Source organism: Pseudomonas fluorescens group sp. (genome assembly GCF_020093335.1).
Classification (GTDB): Bacteria; Pseudomonadota; Gammaproteobacteria; order Pseudomonadales; family Pseudomonadaceae; genus Aquipseudomonas; species Aquipseudomonas petroselini.
In genome coordinates this window covers 11823-27644 of record NZ_JAIOKW010000042.1, presented here as the reverse complement: position 1 = coordinate 27644, position 15822 = coordinate 11823, and the positions used below count along the sequence as shown (strand labels likewise).

Annotated in this window: 17 protein-coding genes; 8 read left to right on the top strand and 9 right to left on the bottom strand. The window is 60.5% G+C overall.

Going from position 1 to position 15822, the window contains the following annotated elements:
* Window positions 1–25: 25 nt before the first annotated feature.
* Complete coding sequence (locus tag K7431_RS26730) at window positions 26–385, top strand: type II toxin-antitoxin system Phd/YefM family antitoxin (RefSeq protein ID WP_012723676.1); 360 nt, start codon at window positions 26–28, stop codon at window positions 383–385.
* Window positions 382–759 (top strand): type II toxin-antitoxin system VapC family toxin, encoded by a 378-nt coding sequence (locus K7431_RS26725; protein WP_012723675.1) that lies wholly within the window; start codon window positions 382–384, stop codon window positions 757–759. Before K7431_RS26730 ends, K7431_RS26725 begins: the two co-directional genes overlap by 4 nt.
* Window positions 760–786: 27 nt before the next feature.
* Here the strand turns inward: K7431_RS26725 and K7431_RS26720 are convergent, their stop codons facing one another.
* The 3 genes from K7431_RS26720 to K7431_RS26710 all read right to left on the bottom strand — a co-directional run bounded on the left by K7431_RS26720 (window position 787) and on the right by K7431_RS26710 (window position 4795).
* Entirely contained in the window at window positions 787–2106 is a 1320-nt protein-coding gene (locus K7431_RS26720) for an Nramp family divalent metal transporter (RefSeq protein ID WP_012723674.1), read from the bottom strand.
* Between the two features lie 41 nt (window positions 2107–2147).
* A complete protein-coding gene (locus K7431_RS26715) occupies window positions 2148–3701 on the bottom strand; it encodes a DUF726 domain-containing protein (protein WP_043205190.1) in 1554 nt (517 codons plus the stop codon).
* Window positions 3702–3997: 296 nt separating this feature from the next.
* The gene (locus K7431_RS26710) at window positions 3998–4795 is read right to left on the bottom strand and encodes an AraC family transcriptional regulator (protein ID WP_012723672.1); all 798 of its coding nucleotides are present in this window, start codon (window positions 4793–4795) and stop codon (window positions 3998–4000) included.
* A 107-nt stretch (window positions 4796–4902) separates the two neighbouring features.
* Here K7431_RS26710 and K7431_RS26705 point away from each other — a divergent pair, with 107 nt between their 5' ends.
* The 4 genes from K7431_RS26705 to K7431_RS26690 all read left to right on the top strand — a co-directional run bounded on the left by K7431_RS26705 (window position 4903) and on the right by K7431_RS26690 (window position 9633).
* Window positions 4903–5688 (top strand): crotonase/enoyl-CoA hydratase family protein, encoded by a 786-nt coding sequence (locus K7431_RS26705; RefSeq protein ID WP_043205189.1) that lies wholly within the window; start codon window positions 4903–4905, stop codon window positions 5686–5688.
* Between the two features lie 79 nt (window positions 5689–5767).
* Window positions 5768–6727 (top strand): diiron oxygenase, encoded by a 960-nt coding sequence (locus K7431_RS26700; protein ID WP_012723670.1) that lies wholly within the window; start codon window positions 5768–5770, stop codon window positions 6725–6727.
* A 45-nt stretch (window positions 6728–6772) separates the two neighbouring features.
* Entirely contained in the window at window positions 6773–8677 is a 1905-nt protein-coding gene (gene asnB / locus K7431_RS26695) for an asparagine synthase (glutamine-hydrolyzing) (RefSeq protein ID WP_012723669.1), read from the top strand.
* A 53-nt stretch (window positions 8678–8730) separates the two neighbouring features.
* Complete coding sequence (locus K7431_RS26690) at window positions 8731–9633, top strand: amino acid metabolite efflux pump (protein WP_012723668.1); 903 nt, start codon at window positions 8731–8733, stop codon at window positions 9631–9633.
* A 45-nt stretch (window positions 9634–9678) separates the two neighbouring features.
* On the opposite strand, the gene K7431_RS26685 is transcribed toward K7431_RS26690, so the two are convergent.
* Window positions 9679–9984 carry an XRE family transcriptional regulator gene (locus tag K7431_RS26685; RefSeq protein WP_012723667.1) on the bottom strand — a complete coding sequence of 102 codons (306 nt, stop codon included), beginning with the start codon at window positions 9982–9984 and terminating at the stop codon, window positions 9679–9681.
* Window positions 9977–10342, bottom strand: coding sequence for a type II toxin-antitoxin system RelE/ParE family toxin (locus K7431_RS26680; protein ID WP_012723666.1), 366 nt, complete (start codon window positions 10340–10342; stop codon window positions 9977–9979). Before K7431_RS26680 ends, K7431_RS26685 begins: the two co-directional genes overlap by 8 nt.
* 222 nt (window positions 10343–10564) lie before the next feature.
* On the opposite strand from K7431_RS26680, the gene K7431_RS26675 reads away from it, so the two are divergent.
* Both K7431_RS26675 and K7431_RS26670 read left to right on the top strand, forming a co-directional pair.
* Window positions 10565–12373: a monovalent cation:proton antiporter-2 (CPA2) family protein gene (locus K7431_RS26675; RefSeq protein WP_012723665.1), complete on the top strand. Its 1809-nt coding sequence runs from the start codon at window positions 10565–10567 to the stop codon at window positions 12371–12373.
* 72 nt (window positions 12374–12445) lie between these two features.
* The gene (locus K7431_RS26670; RefSeq protein WP_012723664.1) at window positions 12446–13000 is read left to right on the top strand and encodes a hypothetical protein; all 555 of its coding nucleotides are present in this window, start codon (window positions 12446–12448) and stop codon (window positions 12998–13000) included.
* A 64-nt stretch (window positions 13001–13064) separates the two neighbouring features.
* Here K7431_RS26670 and K7431_RS26665 read toward each other — a convergent pair whose 3' ends face one another.
* The 4 genes from K7431_RS26665 to K7431_RS26650 are packed head-to-tail and all read right to left on the bottom strand — an operon-like array spanning window position 13065 to window position 15747.
* Window positions 13065–13784 (bottom strand): alpha/beta hydrolase, encoded by a 720-nt coding sequence (locus K7431_RS26665; RefSeq protein ID WP_012723663.1) that lies wholly within the window; start codon window positions 13782–13784, stop codon window positions 13065–13067.
* A gap of 11 nt (window positions 13785–13795) precedes the next feature.
* Entirely contained in the window at window positions 13796–14551 is a 756-nt protein-coding gene (cobF, locus tag K7431_RS26660) for a precorrin-6A synthase (deacetylating) (RefSeq protein ID WP_012723662.1), read from the bottom strand.
* Between the two features lie 45 nt (window positions 14552–14596).
* Window positions 14597–15151 (bottom strand): histidine phosphatase family protein, encoded by a 555-nt coding sequence (locus K7431_RS26655; RefSeq protein ID WP_012723661.1) that lies wholly within the window; start codon window positions 15149–15151, stop codon window positions 14597–14599.
* 47 nt (window positions 15152–15198) lie between these two features.
* Complete coding sequence (locus tag K7431_RS26650) at window positions 15199–15747, bottom strand: DUF4865 family protein (protein WP_012723660.1); 549 nt, start codon at window positions 15745–15747, stop codon at window positions 15199–15201.
* Window positions 15748–15822 lie beyond the last annotated feature (75 nt).

Genomic DNA, 15822 nt, shown 5'->3' with positions numbered 1-15822 from the left:
AGGGCATCTTTTTGAGAGATTTGCCATGGAAGTCACGTACCAGAAAATATCGCGCTATGAGCGAGTCGCTTCAACCGGCGGTCGTGCCGTCTTTGATAGCGCACCTAGTTTTGGCTATATTTGGCCAAAATATGGGGACAACCACATGATTACCGTTCCTCTGGGTGAAGCTAAAAATAATCTGTCGAAATTGGTTGATGAGGCCGCCGCGGGCAAGGTCATTACCATTGCCAAGCATGGACGTGCGATGGCACAGCTTGTGCCCCTCGGGAAATCCAAGGGTCGGCGAATCGGAGCTATGAAAGGTAAGCTCGTCATTCCCGAAGACTTCGATGCAGCGTTGCCTGACGATCTACTGGATGCCTTTGAAGGCAGCCGTCCATGAGAGTGTTGTTGGATACCCATATCCTGCTATGGGCGCTGACTGAAGACCCGAAGCTGTCCAGCAAAGCCAGGAAGCTGATTGAGAATGCAGCAGAGATTTACATCAGCGCTGCAACATTCTGGGAGATGGCAATCAAGGTCGGCCTGGGGAAACTCACTGTAGATCTGGAGGAAATCCGTGAGTACTGCCTCGAAAGCGGATTCGTCGAACTGCCCGTCACTTCAGAACATGCCATCGCGGTTAAGGATCTTGAGCATCATCACAAAGATCCTTTTGATCGGCTCATCGTGGCAACAGCCATGAGCGAACCGATGAAGCTGTTGACGGCCGATCCGCAAGTCGCCCAATACACGTCCTTGGCGATCCTGGTTTAGATCATTTCAATGGCTGCACCGCTTCGATCAGAACACCCACTGGCCAATCAGCCAGGCATTCGCCCCACTGATCACCGCAAACAGGAACCACGCCAACAACCGTGTCGGCAACCGATTCACGAACGGCCCCATCAACTGTTTATCGCCGGTCATGCGGATCAATGGATACAGCGCGAACGGCAACTGCAGGCTGAGCACCACCTGGCTGAGGATCAGCAGCTTGCCGATGGCATCGTCGCCCATCAGCCATACCCCCAGGAACGCCGGGATCAGCGCCAGCCCACGGGTGATCAGGCGCCGCTGCCAGCAGGGAATGCGCAGGTTGAGGTAGCCCTCCATGATCACCTGCCCGGCGATGGTGCCGGTGAAGGTTGAGCTTTGCCCAGACGCCAGCAAGGCGATGCCGAACAGGATGCTGGCGAACGCGCCGCCCACCAGGGGGTCGAGCAGGTGGTAGGCGTCCTGGATTTCGACCACATCGGTGTGGCCAGTCTTATGGAAGGCGGCAGCGGCGAGCACCAGGATCGCGGCGTTGACCAGCAGGGCCAGGGCGAGTGAACCGATGGTGTCGATGCGCGCCAGCTTGACCGCGTCCTGCTTGCTGGCTAGGTCCTTGCCGATCAGGCGAGTTTGCACGATGGAGCTGTGCAGGTAGAGGTTATGCGGCATTACCGTAGCCCCGAGAATACCGATGGCCAGGTACAGGGGCGCAGCATCGCTGATGGCCGACAGCGATGGGGTGAAACCGCTGAACACGTCCGGCCAGTAAGGTTTGATCAATACCAACTCGATAAAGAAGCACACGCCGATGGTCGCCACCAGCGCCAGCATGATCGCTTCCAGGCGGCGGAAACCGCGATTTTGCAGGGCAAGGATCAGTAAGGTATCGAAGGCAGTGATGACAATGCCGGTGGTCAGCGACACCCCCAGCAGCAGGTGAAAAGCCAGCGCACAGCCGAGCACTTCGGCAAGGTCGGTGGCAATGATGGAGATTTCCGCGAGCACCCATTGGGTGCGTGCGGAGCGCTTGCTATAGCGCTCGCGACACAGTTGCGCCAGGTCTTTGCCGGTGGCGATGCCCAACCGCGAGCACAGGCACTGCACCGCCATCCCCGCCAGGCTGGCCAGCAGCACCACGAACAACAGGCTGTAACCGTAGCGCGAGCCGGCTTCGATGGCCGTGGCCCAGTTGCCGGGGTCCATGTAACCAATGGAAATCAGCAGGCCCGGGCCGGCGAACATCGCCACGCGCTTGAAGAACGAAGCCTTGGGGTCAACGGCAACGGAGCCGGCCACTTCCGGCGGGCAAAACGGGGCGGTAGCGATTTTTGGCAGGCTGAATTTCACACGGTATCCCAGGCAAACACACTCGATAGAGACGCAGCTTATCAGTCGGACGCGACCGTGCGCATCACCGTCTCCCGTGGCAGGTCGAACGTCTCTACCACTTGCACCACCAGGTCCATCTCTTGGTTCAGCGCTTCACGCTCCATGCGCTGGCGAATCACACCAATCACCAGCACCGCCAGAGTGGTGATCGAATACGCCGGGCCGGAAAACGCACGCACCCCGCTCACCAGCAGCATCGCCGCAGCCAGGGCCTGGCCGACCACAGGAATAGCCGTGGCCGCACCACGACGCAGGATAAACCCGGTCAGCCCCGCCAGCGCCGTGCCGCTCAACGCCGTGGTGGCCGATCGGCCGACATCGAACCGGCTGAACAACCCCTGTTCCTTCTGCGCGGCGGCCTTGAGCTCCGCGTCGAACACCTGGCGGTCAGCGTTGCTGAGTTTGTCTTTGTACTGCTCAATGAGCTTCTCGGCGACCCGGGCCTCGAGCGCGGCCAACTCGACGGTATCCAGAGACTCGTCGAACTTGATACCCAGCCGTTGCACCACATCTTCGGCGATCTGGCGATAACTCACGCCGTGCCCGCGGGCCATGTTCATGAAGCTGTCACCGCCCATGCGCTGCAACTCGATGGCCAGCTTGAGCGGCTCACGAACATTGCCGTCTATAGATGCACTGCGTTTTTGCGCCATCAGTTCGGCGAGGAACTTCAACTCTTCGGGCCGCGCCTGCACCAGCGCCGGGAACAGCTCCGCGTCCTCTTCGGCAAACCGTACCTCAGGGCTGCGCTGGTCGGAACGGATCATGCCGCGTCGCTCGTGCAGCAGGTCGGTGTACTGCACCACCGTCTGCAACTGCGGCCAATAGGCGGCGTGATCGAACGTCGCCAAGTGCACGTTGGTGACCTTGGCCTTGAGCGCCGGCGTCACCGGGATCGCATAGCGGCCGATACACCGTTCAGTGTCCGGTTTCAGCGCCAAGGCCCAGTCTTTGCTGGAGTGGCAATTGATCACACGCCCTTTAAGCGGCGCCGAGACGTCGTCCCACGGGCTCGATGTGCAGATCGCCCCGCCCATCAGCAACAGATTGTCCAATGGCAGCTCGCGGGCGGCCTCAGGGTTGGCCAGCAGGCTCTTGACCAGAATGCGCGCGCCAAGGGAATGGCCGATCAGATTGATACGCCGGACTGCCAGGGACTCGCCGTGCAGGTAGTTAGCCAGTTCAGGCAGCAGGCTCCTCGCGACTTCGTCCACCCGCGCCTCGACGCTTTTGTAGTGGTCGAGAAAATAGGCAATCGCCTTGCCCACGCCGACGGTCGCCGCGCCCAGGCTACCACCGCCGAGCATCGCGCCCATGACGTCCTTGAAGGGCGCAAACAGGTTTTCCAGGAAATGCCCCGCCGGCCAGAACAGCATCAGGTTGGTCGAGCCTTCGATGCCCGCCAACTGCGCCTTGAAGCTGCCCAGTTGTTGCCGGTTGAAGAACGCCGAATAACCATGAACATAGAGATTGAGCACATCGCCCTGAGGCTCGCCGCACAGTAGGAACGTGGGCTTGCGGGTGCGGTGCATTTCATCCCACTGGTGCTGCATGGGGCGGTGACTCCTGGTGACAAGGGACGACGATAGTAACAAAGGGCGCGGCTCAGCGCGGTACCGCTGGGGGAAAAGGCACCACGTTGGCTAATGCCAGTCAGTTAAGGATGCACACAGTACCTGTGGCGAGGGAGCTTGCTCCCGCTGGGTCGCGGAGCGGCCCCAGCGCTTTGTTTCAAAAGACTGGGACTGCTGCGCAGTCCAGCGGGAGCAAGCGCCCTCGCCACGGGTTACTTTTCGCTCTTGCTGCTTCTTAACTGACTGGCATTCACCACGTTGGCCCCTTCTTCCTTTCAGAAGATGGAAGCGGCCTTGGACTTGGCCAGGTAACGCGCCGGTGAATCCCCCAGGTTACGGCGAAACACCGAGGTGAACGCACTGGAGCTGCTGAACCCCAGCTCGAAGGCCACATCGGTGATGGACGAGCCATGGCTGAGCCGCGCAGTGGCTTCCAGCAGGCAGACCTGTTGGCGCCACGACACAAAGGTCATGCCCGTGCATTCACGAAAATTACGCGTGAAGGTACGCCGGCTCATGCTCGACCAATCGGCCATCTCGCCAATCGAGATTTTCTGCGTGGGCGCGTCAAGGAAGCGCTGACAAGAACGGGCCAGGCGCGATTCCGAAGGCAGCGGCGCACTCAACGGCAACTCGGGCATCGTGCCGATTTCATCGATCAGCAGGGTCAGCACACAACAATCACGCACGCTGGGCGAGGCCGAAGGCCCAATCGCCAGCGCCGCTTCCAATAGATGACGCAGCAGCGGCGAGACGCCAAACACCTGGCAATAGTCCTGCAACCCGGCGCGCCGGGCGGCGGCGTCGTCCAAGTAGGTGTTGAGCATCACCACGTCGCCGCGCATGTGCATCTCATGCGACACCCCACCCGGCACCCAGATCGCCCGCTGGGGTGGCACGACCCAATTACCCAGATCGGTGAACATTTTCAACGCGCCTGTGGAGGCGTAGGCGAACTGCCCGCGTCGGTGAGTGTGGCGTGGAAATACTGTGCCGGACGGGTACTCGCGCAATGTCACCACCGCTTCGGGGCTGTCCGGTTTGTAAGGCGAAAAGGTGAAGGTCGGCGGCATGGCCCGATTTTGTCAAAGTATGACCTGACATAGCAAGCGGGCCATCACACCGCCACCTAGAATCATCGCTCCCCAAGTTGGGTTCATATCGAAGGGATATTCGGAAAATGACTGTCAAAAACTACTTGGACGTACGCGTGGACGGCGCTGTTTTGATGGTGGGACTCAACCGCCCGCAGAAGCGCAACGCCATGTCGCTGGAAGTCATGCACGAACTGCGCGAGACCTTCACCCACATCCCAGAAGGCATTGGTGCTGCGGTGCTCTACAGCACCAGCCAGCATTTCTGCACGGGGTTGGACCTGTCGGAAATCCGCGACCAGTCGGTGATCGATAACGTCCAGGCCTTTCGCGAATGGCACAAGACCTTCGAACTGATCCAGTTCGGCAAGGTGCCCGTGGTAGCCGCCATTACCGGTGCCGCCATCGGTGGCGGCCTGGAGATTGCCACCGCCTGCAGCCTGCGCGTGGTCGATGACAGCGCCTTCTTCTCGCTGCCCGAAGCGATGCGCGGCCTGTATGTCGGCGTCGGCGCCTCGGTGCGCTTCCCACGCATCGCCGGCATTGCCCTGATGACCGACATGATGCTCACCGGCCGCACGCTCTACGCCAAGGAAAGCTACGAGCGCGGCGTGGCCCAGTACCTGGTGCCGGTCGGCCAGGCGGTGCTCAAGGCCACCGAATTGGCGCACAAGATCGCCGGCAACCTGCCCATGACCAATTACGCGGTGACCCATGTGTTGCCACGCATTGTTGATCAAAGCCAGCAGGACGGGCTGATGACGGAAGCCTTGATTGCCGCCGTGGTGTCTTCCGACACCCGCACACAGGATCGCCTGGCGGATTTCCTGGATCGCAAGAAGGACAAGATCCAGACCGCGCCAGCGGTGTAACTCCCGGTCGTGAACGTTGCCGAGCGCACCTCGGCAAACCATGGATGGCCTTCACAACTCACTATCAACCGGTGAAACCATGTTTCAGCACAGCACTCAAGACGATCTTTATCGCAGCAATGACGCGACCGATGAACGATTGATCAAAATCGAACGCAGCTGGCACAAACGCGCACAGATCAAGCTCGACTCCCAACGCCCGGATATCCAGCTTGACCTGCAAGCGCCGGACTTTCTCGAGGCCCTGTTACCTTTCGCCCATGACCCGCATTACCAACACTACCCCCATGCCCTGAAGTTGCTGATCCTGTCGGCCGGCTGGGTGATCTACAACCAGAAAACCATCGCCATCGAAACCGAAATCATCTGCCCGTCCTGCATCGACCTGCTGCAGCTGGGCTCGCGCCTGAGCTCGGCCAGCGCCGCGACGATTTCCGAAACCTTGGCGGATGAGGCCTACCACACACTGTTCTCGATCAACATGTGTGAGCTGGCGATTACCCAGCGCGGCATGCGCATTAAATGGCCGGAGCTGGAACTGACCCGCCACCTCAGCCAGGCCCAGGCCACGATGTCCGAGGCGGACTTCAAAATCTACCGCCTGGCGTTCTCGCTGGTCTCGGAAACCTTTATCAGCGACTACCTGGCCGACCTCAGTGACGCGCCGGACATCCAGCCGGTGTTTCGTCACGTGGTGGCCCTGCACAAAAAAGACGAGCTGGTGCACAAACACATCTTCCCGCTGTTCGTGCAGCAGGTGGTGGGTGACTTTACCCCGCAGCAAACCACGCTGTTCACCCGCGGCATCGCCAACTCCATCCGGATCTTCCCGATGCGCGAGATTTCGGCGTGGCGAATCATCCTGCCGCAGCTGCTTGAAGTGTTCGGTGATCGCTCACTGCTGTTGCCGACTCAATTCACCGAGACCGGCGAAGCGGACTACTCGGCCATGCCCGAGATCCTCAGTTCCATCGGTATACGCCCCGAAGCGGTGCTGCCTGAGCTGCATGGGATGAACGAACCGTTCATCACCGTTTGAACCCAGCGTGTCGCTGATCACTACAAATTCAATAGAGTAATTGTCATGTGTGGATACATTGGCGTCTTTGCCAAACAACCTCGTGCGTTCAACCCCAACCTGTTCGATGCCGCCCTGCGTGCGATCCATCATCGTGGCCCGGACAGCTCCAGCCAGTGGTTCGACCCCAAGGGCCAGGCCGCTTTCGGTTATGTGCGCCTGGGCCTGGTCGGCCTGGGTAACGGCACCCAGCCGATCGTCGCCGATGAAGGCGACCTGGTGATGATGGTCAACGGCGAGTTCTATGACTATCAACGCATTCGTACGGAGCTGGAGGACTACGGTTGCCGCTTCAAGACCTCGTCCGACAGCGAAATCGCCATGCACCTGTACCGCCGTCACGGCGTACGCGGACTCAAGCAACTGCGCGGCGAGTTCTCCATTCTGATCTTCGATCGCCTACGCAAAAAGCTGTTTGCCGTGCGTGACCGAGTGGGCGTCAAGCCGCTGTACTACACCGAGCATGAAGGCGCCTGGTACTTCGCGTCCGAAATCAAAGCCTTGCTCGCCGCCGGCGTGCCCGCAGAGTGGGACCACGAAGCCTACGCCAACCGGGGCTTTATCCTGCGCGACCGTACCGTGTTCAACAACATTCGCAGCGTCAAACCCGGCTGCTGGATCATCGCTGACGAAAGCGGCCTGCAAACCGAACAGTATTGGGACTGGGATTTCCCCGACGCCCAGGCCACCGAGCAACGCAGTGAAGCCGAGATGATCGACTCGCTGCGCCACACCATCGAAGAATCCGTGCGCCTGCGTTTGCACGCCGATGTGCCGGTGGGTGTGTGCCTCAGCGGCGGCCTGGACTCCTCGGCCATGCTGGGCATCGCCACCGAACTGACCGGCCAGCCGCTGCAGGCCTTCCACTTGTCCTTCGAAGGCGAGCAGGCCTACGACGAACGCCAGTACGCTGAAATTGCCGCCCGGCATAACCGCGCCCACCTCAATGTGCTGTCGGTGAACTCCGCCGACATGGCGGACAACTTCGAAAACGCTCTGTGGCACGCCGAGATGCCCTTCGCCAACGCCCATAGCGTGGCCAAGTACCTGCTGTGCAAATACGTGCAGAACCAGGGCATGCGCGCGGTATTGACCGGTGAAGGCGCCGACGAAGTCTTCGGTGGCTACCCGCACTATCGCCGCGACATGGTGTTGTACAACCACGAAAACCAAGACCCGACGGCAATCGCCGAGCTCGCCCGCCGCCTGCACGCCAGCGAAGATCGCTACCTGCCCGGCGGCAAGAACGATGTGAAATGGGTGCAGGACGAACTGGGCCACGGCGTGTCCTGGCTGCAAACCCAATCAGCGTTGTTCGGGCCTCTGGCGCAGTTGTACAGCGATGACTTCCGTGAGCGCTTCAGCAATACCGACGCCTATCGCGAGTTCTACGACCGTCTGAGCCCACGGGCGCTGAACGGCTGGGAACCGGTCAACCGCTCGCTGTACATGGTCGCCAAGTCGAGCCTGCCCAACGTGGTGCTGACCTCCCTGGGCGACCGCATGGAAATGGCCGGCAGCCTGGAAGGCCGCCCACCGCTGCTCGACCATCAAGTGATCGAGGCCGCCTGCCGCCTGCCGGTGAACATGAAAGTGCGCGGCGCCACCGAGAAATACGCCCTGCGCGAAGCCATGCGCCCGTATGTGCCGCAGGCCGTGCTGGACCGCAAGAAGCAATACTTCCGCGCGCCGCCGGCGTCCGAGAGCCCACAATCGAAGCTGTATGAAATGATCAACGACGTGTTGAGCGGCCCGGCACTGAGCAACGTGCCGTTCTTCGAGCCACGTAAAGTACGCGCCTTGCTGGCAACCCTGCCAAGCTTGTCCCCCGCCCAACGCGCCTCGGCAGACAATCTGCTGATGGAAATCGCCGGGCTGTGCCTGATGCAAAAACGGTTCGCCTTGAACTGACTTTCCGGCGGCACATCGCAATTGCGCTGTGCCGCCTGACCCAAGGAGGGTCCATGCTGAAAAAACATTTGTCACTTGCCGTGCTCGTCACCCTGGTGTGGGGGGTCAATTTCCCCATCACCAAACTGGGCCTGCGCGCCATCGATCCGTTTGTGCTCACGGGTATCCGCTTTGCCCTCGCCGCCCTGCCGCTGGTGTTCTTTATCAAGCGTCCTGCCGTTAAATTCAGCTACGTGGCCGCCTACGGTTTTATCTTCGGGTTGGGCATGTGGGGCGTGATCAACTACGGCATCCAAGTGGGTGTGAGCCCTGGTATTGCCTCATTGATCATTCAACTCAGCGTGTTCTTCACCATGGGCTGGGGCTTTGTGCTGTTCAAAGAGAAGATCCGTGGCGCGCAGATGATCGGCGCGGTATTGGCCTTGATCGGCCTCGCAGGGATCATTTCCACCCAGCAAGGCAACCATGCCGTGCTGGGCGTGATGCTGATCGTCCTCAGTGCGGTGGCCTGGAGCGTGGGCAATGTGATCATCAAGAAGTCCGGGGTGAAAGAGATCTTCTCGTTCATGGTGTGGGCCAGCCTGATCCCGCCGATTCCGCTGTTCCTCACGGCCTGGCTGATGCACGGCAGCGCCGCGTTCGAAGGTTTGCAAGCCAGCCTCGACCTGACGGCGATCCTGTCGATCCTGTTCCAGGTGTATTTGGCCACGCACTTTGCGTACTGGGGCTGGAACTCGCTGCTCAAGCTGTACCCGGTGTCCACCGTGGCGCCCCTGTCGTTGCTGATCCCGGTATTCGGCATTACCAGCTCCATGCTGATGCTCGACGAGCGCATTTCAACGCCTAACCTGATCTCGATCGGCATCATCATCGCCGGGTTGGCGGTGGGGTTGTATCGCCGGCCAGCGAACCTGGCTCCAACCAGCCAAGGCGCGGTGATGCAGGCGGAAAAGTAAGCCCGCACGAAAAAGCCCGGCGCATGGCCGGGCGACTGCCAACCTTCAATACGCGAAATTGTCGATCTTGACCTGGCCATCGGGGAAGGTCGCGATAATCTCCAGTTCGCCGCCCATTGCACGGATGTAATCGCGCAACGTGCTGATGTACATGTCGGTACGCCGCTCCATCTTGGAGACGGCCGCCTGGTTGATGTTCAATGCCTTCGCCAGGCTTTGCTGGCTCAACTGCTGGGCTTTGCGCAGCTCATGCAGGGGCATTTGCTGCAGGTGTTGCTGGAACAACTGCTTGGCTTCAGCACGCGCTTGTGGCGTCATGCGGGCTTGAAGTTCGGCGAATTTCTTAGCCATGGTTACGGCCCTCTCTACACAAAGTTTGCAAATGTACGTCGTACAACTTTTCTGCCACCGGGACGTGTTGGTCATACCAGCGGTGCTGCCCGGTCTTGTCCCCACCCATCAGTAATACCGCGCATCGCCGTGGATCAAATGCGTACAGCACCCGATAAGGGCGCCCCGCGTGTTGTAGGCGCAGTTCCCGCAGGTTGCCGTGCCGGGAACCTTTGATATCGCTGCTGTGGGGAAAGCCCAAGCCCGGTCCGAAAAGCCCCAGCAGGTCAACGCTGGCGGATACCGACACTTGCTCCTTTGTCCCCAAACCCGCCCACCAGTCTCCGAATTCATCCGTGTATTCAATGTCCCAATCCATGCAAATATGCCACCCAAGGAATATAAACTCAAGAGCATAAAACGTAGTAGATAAACTGGACGAGCCGCCACCCGCCGCCCTTGGGAAATTGTTTGTACATCCTTCCGCCCTGACAGCAATGCCTCTCAGCACGATCACGCGCTGCAAAAACACAATTATCGACCTGTAAAAAGCGCTCTAATACCCGCCTGTTGATTGGTTTTAAAGATCCTGGAGTTCGCAATGCCCCATGAAGGCAACCTGTTACAAGCAGCCGTGGTGTTCCTGCTCGCCGCCGTGCTGACCGTGCCCCTGGCCAAACGCCTGCAACTGGGCGCGGTGCTGGGCTATCTGTTCGCCGGTGTGATCATCGGCCCGTCGGTGCTGGGGTTGATCGGCAACCCGCAAAGTGTCGCGCAGTTCTCCGAGCTGGGCGTGGTGCTGCTGCTGTTTATCATCGGGTTGGAGCTGTCGCCCAAGCGTTTATGGGTGATGCGCAAGGCGGTATTCGGCGTCGGCCTGGCCCAGGTGCTGCTCACGGGCCTGGTGATGGGTGTTGTCGCGTTATGGCTGTTTGGCCAGTCGTGGAACAGTGCCATCGTGCTCGGCCTTGGCCTGGCGCTCTCCTCCACCGCGTTTGGCCTGCAAAGCCTGGCCGAGCGCAAAGAGCTGAACCAACCCCATGGTCGCCTGGCGTTTGCCATTTTGCTGTTCCAGGACATCGCTGCGATCCCGCTGATCGCCATGGTGCCGCTGCTGGCCGGCAGCGATCACCCGACCACCGAAGCCCAGGGCCTGCAGCATGTGTTGCAGATCCTCGGCAGCATCGCCGTGGTGATCATCGGCGGTCGCTACCTGTTGCGGCCGGTGTTTCGCATCGTTGCCAAGACCGGCCTGCGTGAAGTTTCCACCGCTACGGCGTTGCTGGTGGTGATCGGCACCGCCTGGTTGATGGAGCTGGTGGGCGTGTCCATGGCCCTTGGCGCCTTCCTCGCCGGCCTGCTGCTGGCGGACTCGGAATACCGCCACGAACTGGAATCCCAGATCGAACCGTTCAAGGGCCTGCTGCTGGGCCTGTTCTTTATCAGCGTGGGCATGGGCGCCAACCTCAGCCTGCTGCTCAGTTCGCCACTGGTGGTGATCGGGCTGACGCTGCTGCTGATCGGCCTGAAGCTGCCGCTGTTGTACGCGGTGGGCCGTATGGTCGGTGATCTCAATCGCGAGAGCGCCCTGCGCCTGGGTGTGGTGCTGGCAGCGGGCGGTGAGTTTGCTTTTGTGGTGTTCAAGATCGGCCGCGACCAAGGCCTCTTCGAACCCCACCTCTACGATGTGCTCGTACTGACGATTACCCTGTCCATGGCGGTGACGCCGCTGCTGCTGTTGGTGTGCCCGAAGCTGTTCAAGCCCAAGGTCAAGACCGTGGAAGTGCCCGAGGAATACCGCACCATCGAAAGCGATGCGCCGCGTGTGGTGATCGCCGGGATGGGCCGTATGGGCCAGATCGTGGCGCGGATCCTGCGCGCGCAGAACATCTCGTTTATCGCGCTGGACACCTCGGTGGAAACCATCGAGCTGACCCGCAGCTTCGGCGGCATGCCGGTGTTCTACGGTGACCCGCAACGCCCCGAGATCCTGCACGCGGCCAAAGTCGACCAGGCGGAGTTTTTTGTGATCGCCATGGACGACCCGGAGATCAACATCAAGACCGCCGAGCTGGTGCGCAACCTCTACCCGCACATGAAGATCATCGCCCGCGCACGTAACCGCCAGCACGTGCACCGCCTGGTCGACCTGGATGCCTCGCCGATTCGCGAGACCTTCTACTCCAGCCTCGAAATGAGCCGCCGCACCCTGGTAGGCCTGGGGTTGAGCCAGGCCCAGGCCGATGCGCGCATCACCCGCTTCAAAAACCACGACTTGCAGGTGCTGGCCGCGCAGCACGCGGTCTACGACGACGCCGCCAAAGTCATGCAAACCGCCCAGGAAGCCCGGGCTGAATTGGCAAGGCTGTTTGAAATGGATCGGCTTGAGGAAGAGTCCGACAAGGTGTGAGGCTTCGGATGAACGATTTTGCGAAAATTCTGACAGAATACGCCGCAATTTCGTTCATCCCTGGAGCGCTTCATGGCCACTTTCACCAAGACCGCCGCCTTGCTGGTCCTCGCGCTGACCGCCGGCAGCGTGTTCGCCGCCGCTAAGCCAACCACGCAAACCATCTCCACCTTGGGCGGCAAGTTCACCTTCAACCTGCCCAAGGCCTACGCTGCCGACACCCTGCCCGCCGGCAAAGCCGAAGATGGCACCGCCGACACCCAAGGCACGATGTACGCCAACCAGACCACGAAAAGTGTGGTGATCGTCGCCGAAACCGTGCGCAACGATGGGGTAACCATCGGGGATAACGACGCGAAATTCCTTGATGGCGCCGTGGCCGGCTTCGTCAAGGACCAAGGCGCTGCGCTGCCTGACTTCAAGAAACAAGGCGAGAAGAAACTGACCTTCAAGGGCCTGGGCCTGCGCCAGGTGGACAGCACCGCCACCCAAGGCGGCGGCAAGACGCTGAACTCCACGTTCCTGGCCGGTTCGGGCAATCACTTGCTGGTGATTCAGGCGATTTCGCGCGCGGATGATGCGAAGGGGCATGCGGCGCTGGTGAAGTTGATTACCGGCGGGAAATAACAGTCTTCCCAACAACTCGGTCCAAATGTGGGAGCAAGCCCCCTCCCACAGTGTTCGACCGCGTTTAATTCAGGCTTTTTTCCAGCCAGGCTTTGAGGTCCTGCACTTCCGCTGCACTGACGGTATGGTTCATTCCCGAATAACCATGAAACTCCGGCTTCAACCCCAACCCCGTCAACACCTCATTCGCCCGTGTCGCCGAGGTAAAGGGCAACGCCTGGTCCAACGTGCCGTGGCCGATGAAGATCGCCAATTTACCCAGTGACTCATCCGGCTTCAGCTCAGCCTTGAGCACCGGCAACACGCTGCCACTCAACGCCGCAATCCCACGCACCAGCTCCGGCCGGCGCAAGCCCACCTCGTAGGACATGATCGCGCCCTGGCTGAAGCCGACCAGGAACACCCGGTCAGGTTGAGTGTGGTACTTGGTGGTGGCTTTGCCGACAAAATCCTCGATCAACGTGGCGCTGCGCTGCAGGTCGGCGGTCTCCCCATCGTAATCGCCGTCACCGGGCGTCTTGGTAAACCAGCGATAGCCGTGCGGGTCCACCGGCATGGGCGCACGGGCCGACAGGTAAGTCCAGGTAGACGGCAGCGCATCCTTGATGCCGAACAAGTCTTCCTCGTTGCTGCCAAACCCGTGCAGGAAGATCACCAGCGGCTGGTTGCGCGAATCGCCCTGGGTCTGTTCCAGGTACGACAATGGCAAGTCGGTGTGCAGCGTATCGTCGGCATGAGCGGCACCGGCCACCAGGGTCAGCGCCAGGGCAAACAATTTGAGCATGGGACGTTACCTCAGGGTTTGCGGAGCAGATAAGTGTCCATGATCCAGCCATTTTGCAGGCGCGCCGCCTTGCGCACCCGTTCGATTTCTTCAGCGACTTCACTCACTTTGCCACTGATCAGTATCTCGTCCGGGGTGCCCAGGTAGGCGCCCCAATAGATATCCAGATCCTGCGCCGCCACCGTACGGTACGAGTCTTCGGCGTCGAGCATGACCACCAAGGTGTCGGCGTCGCTGGCCTGCCCCGCCGCCAGACGGCGCCCGGTCGTGATCTCGACCGACTTGCCGATGCGGTTCAGCGGGACTTTGTGCTGGGCGGCCAGGGCCTGCACGCTGGTGATGCCGGGGATCACTTCAAACTCAAAGGTGCAGCGGCCACTGGCCAAGATCGCCTGCAGGATGCGAATGGTGCTGTCGTACAACGCAGGGTCGCCCCAAGCCAGGAAAGCGCCCACTTCACCGTCAGCCATTTCTTCGTTGATCATGCGTTCGAAGGTCTGCTGCTTGTCGCGGTTGAGGTCCTGCACGGCGGTGGTGTAATCGATGTCGCCGCGCACACGCTCGGGGCAATCGGCCTCGACGAAGCGGTAGCCCGGCTCGGTGATGTAGGTCTCGCAGATCTCGCGGCGCAGGTCGATCAACTTGTCTTTGCTCTGGCCCTTGTCCATCAGGAAAAACACGTCGGTGCGGTTGAGCGCCTTCACGGCCTGCATCGTGATGTAGTCAGGGTTGCCGGCGCCAATGCCGATGATCAGGATGCGTTTCATGGGTTGCTCTCAGTGCGGGGCGTGGATTTTGCCATGTTCAGGCGCCTAGGCGTGAGTGTCCAGGCGCAGGCGCCAGAGGTTGTTGAAACGCAGCTCAGTGGCGGACAGCGGTTCGACGTCGATCCGGTAGAACATCGACAGTGGAAACTGCATGACATGCCACATCGCGGCACGGATCACAAAGGGATGAGTGATGGCCAAGACATGGCCGGGCTGGGATTCGAGGGTTTTCATCCACTCTCCCACCCGCCAGCAGATCTGCTCGACCGACTCGCCCCCATGGGGCGCGCACGTGGCGTCAGTGAGCCAAGTGTTCAGCGTGTCACTCTCCAACTGGCCGATGTCCTGGCCCTTCCACTGCCCGAAATCAGCATCGCGCAACGCGAACTCGATCACCCCGTCATCGCCGAACAAGCCTGCCGTCTGCCGCGTCCTGGCCTCAGGCCCACATAACAGGCGCCGGGTTTTCTTATAGCGATCAGCCAGCGACAACGCCGAGCCTTGCCAATCCATCACCACCGCCTCGTCATCAGGAAAACGCCCCTGTTTTTGCAGAGGCGTGACGGCGTGGCAAATGAGCGTCAAACGAGTGGTGTGCATTGCAGAGTGCTTGAGACCGAAAAGATAAGGCCTCAAGACTGGCGCAGTTATGGCTGGGGCGCAACGCCTTGTGCCAGGTAGAGCACGTGGTAACCCGTGCCTTGACGCGCCTCGTCCAGCGCTGCGGACGACAACGTAAACCGAACCAACCGCCAAGCCTGTACATCCAGCGCCAGGCACACCGCGAACGTGTCACTGCGCCCCGCCACCTGCTGATTACGCCGTTTCTCCTCGGCCAATAGGCTGGCGCGGTCCGCTCCGGGCTCCAGCGGCCACGCCTCGCGATACAAACTCAACGCGCCCTGCGCCGGCCCCCACTGCACATCCAGCGGTAACCAACTCTCGATATGTGGGCGACCAAAGCTGTCGAGCACTTTCTGAAAACGCTCGCCGAGTAAAAAGTCAGCGGCCTGCAACGGATCGGCCCACAAGTAGACCGACGAATACACATTACCGCCGCGCTCCTGGGCGATAAACGCCTTGAACAGCAACCCCTCGGCGTTATCCCACAATGGCCCCAATTGCGCAGCGCGGCGGCGAATCACGCCCATGTCGTAGTCGGCAGGCAAACGGTGTGAATACTGTTTGGCAAACATGCGAGAACTCCTGTGCAAGATGAGGATTCAGCTTGCGCAGCCGCGATGATTTCAACAAGATATCAGCCGATATAA

Coding starts and splice junctions, on each gene's coding strand:
- K7431_RS26710 (WP_012723672.1), bottom strand. CDS start 4,795: ATGCCGCCGACCTTCACCTTTTCGCCTTACAAACCGGACAGCCCCGAA.
- K7431_RS26725 (WP_012723675.1), top strand. CDS start 382: ATGAGAGTGTTGTTGGATACCCATATCCTGCTATGGGCGCTGACTGAA.
- cobF (WP_012723662.1), bottom strand. CDS start 14,551: ATGAAACGCATCCTGATCATCGGCATTGGCGCCGGCAACCCTGACTAC.
- K7431_RS26680 (WP_012723666.1), bottom strand. CDS start 10,342: ATGGATTGGGACATTGAATACACGGATGAATTCGGAGACTGGTGGGCG.
- K7431_RS26690 (WP_012723668.1), top strand. CDS start 8,731: ATGCTGAAAAAACATTTGTCACTTGCCGTGCTCGTCACCCTGGTGTGG.
- K7431_RS26705 (WP_043205189.1), top strand. CDS start 4,903: ATGACTGTCAAAAACTACTTGGACGTACGCGTGGACGGCGCTGTTTTG.
- K7431_RS26670 (WP_012723664.1), top strand. CDS start 12,446: ATGGCCACTTTCACCAAGACCGCCGCCTTGCTGGTCCTCGCGCTGACC.
- asnB (WP_012723669.1), top strand. CDS start 6,773: ATGTGTGGATACATTGGCGTCTTTGCCAAACAACCTCGTGCGTTCAAC.
- K7431_RS26730 (WP_012723676.1), top strand. CDS start 26: ATGGAAGTCACGTACCAGAAAATATCGCGCTATGAGCGAGTCGCTTCA.
- K7431_RS26650 (WP_012723660.1), bottom strand. CDS start 15,747: ATGTTTGCCAAACAGTATTCACACCGTTTGCCTGCCGACTACGACATG.
- K7431_RS26675 (WP_012723665.1), top strand. CDS start 10,565: ATGCCCCATGAAGGCAACCTGTTACAAGCAGCCGTGGTGTTCCTGCTC.
- K7431_RS26665 (WP_012723663.1), bottom strand. CDS start 13,784: ATGCTCAAATTGTTTGCCCTGGCGCTGACCCTGGTGGCCGGTGCCGCT.
- K7431_RS26715 (WP_043205190.1), bottom strand. CDS start 3,701: ATGCAGCACCAGTGGGATGAAATGCACCGCACCCGCAAGCCCACGTTC.
- K7431_RS26685 (WP_012723667.1), bottom strand. CDS start 9,984: ATGGCTAAGAAATTCGCCGAACTTCAAGCCCGCATGACGCCACAAGCG.
- K7431_RS26700 (WP_012723670.1), top strand. CDS start 5,768: ATGTTTCAGCACAGCACTCAAGACGATCTTTATCGCAGCAATGACGCG.
- K7431_RS26655 (WP_012723661.1), bottom strand. CDS start 15,151: ATGCACACCACTCGTTTGACGCTCATTTGCCACGCCGTCACGCCTCTG.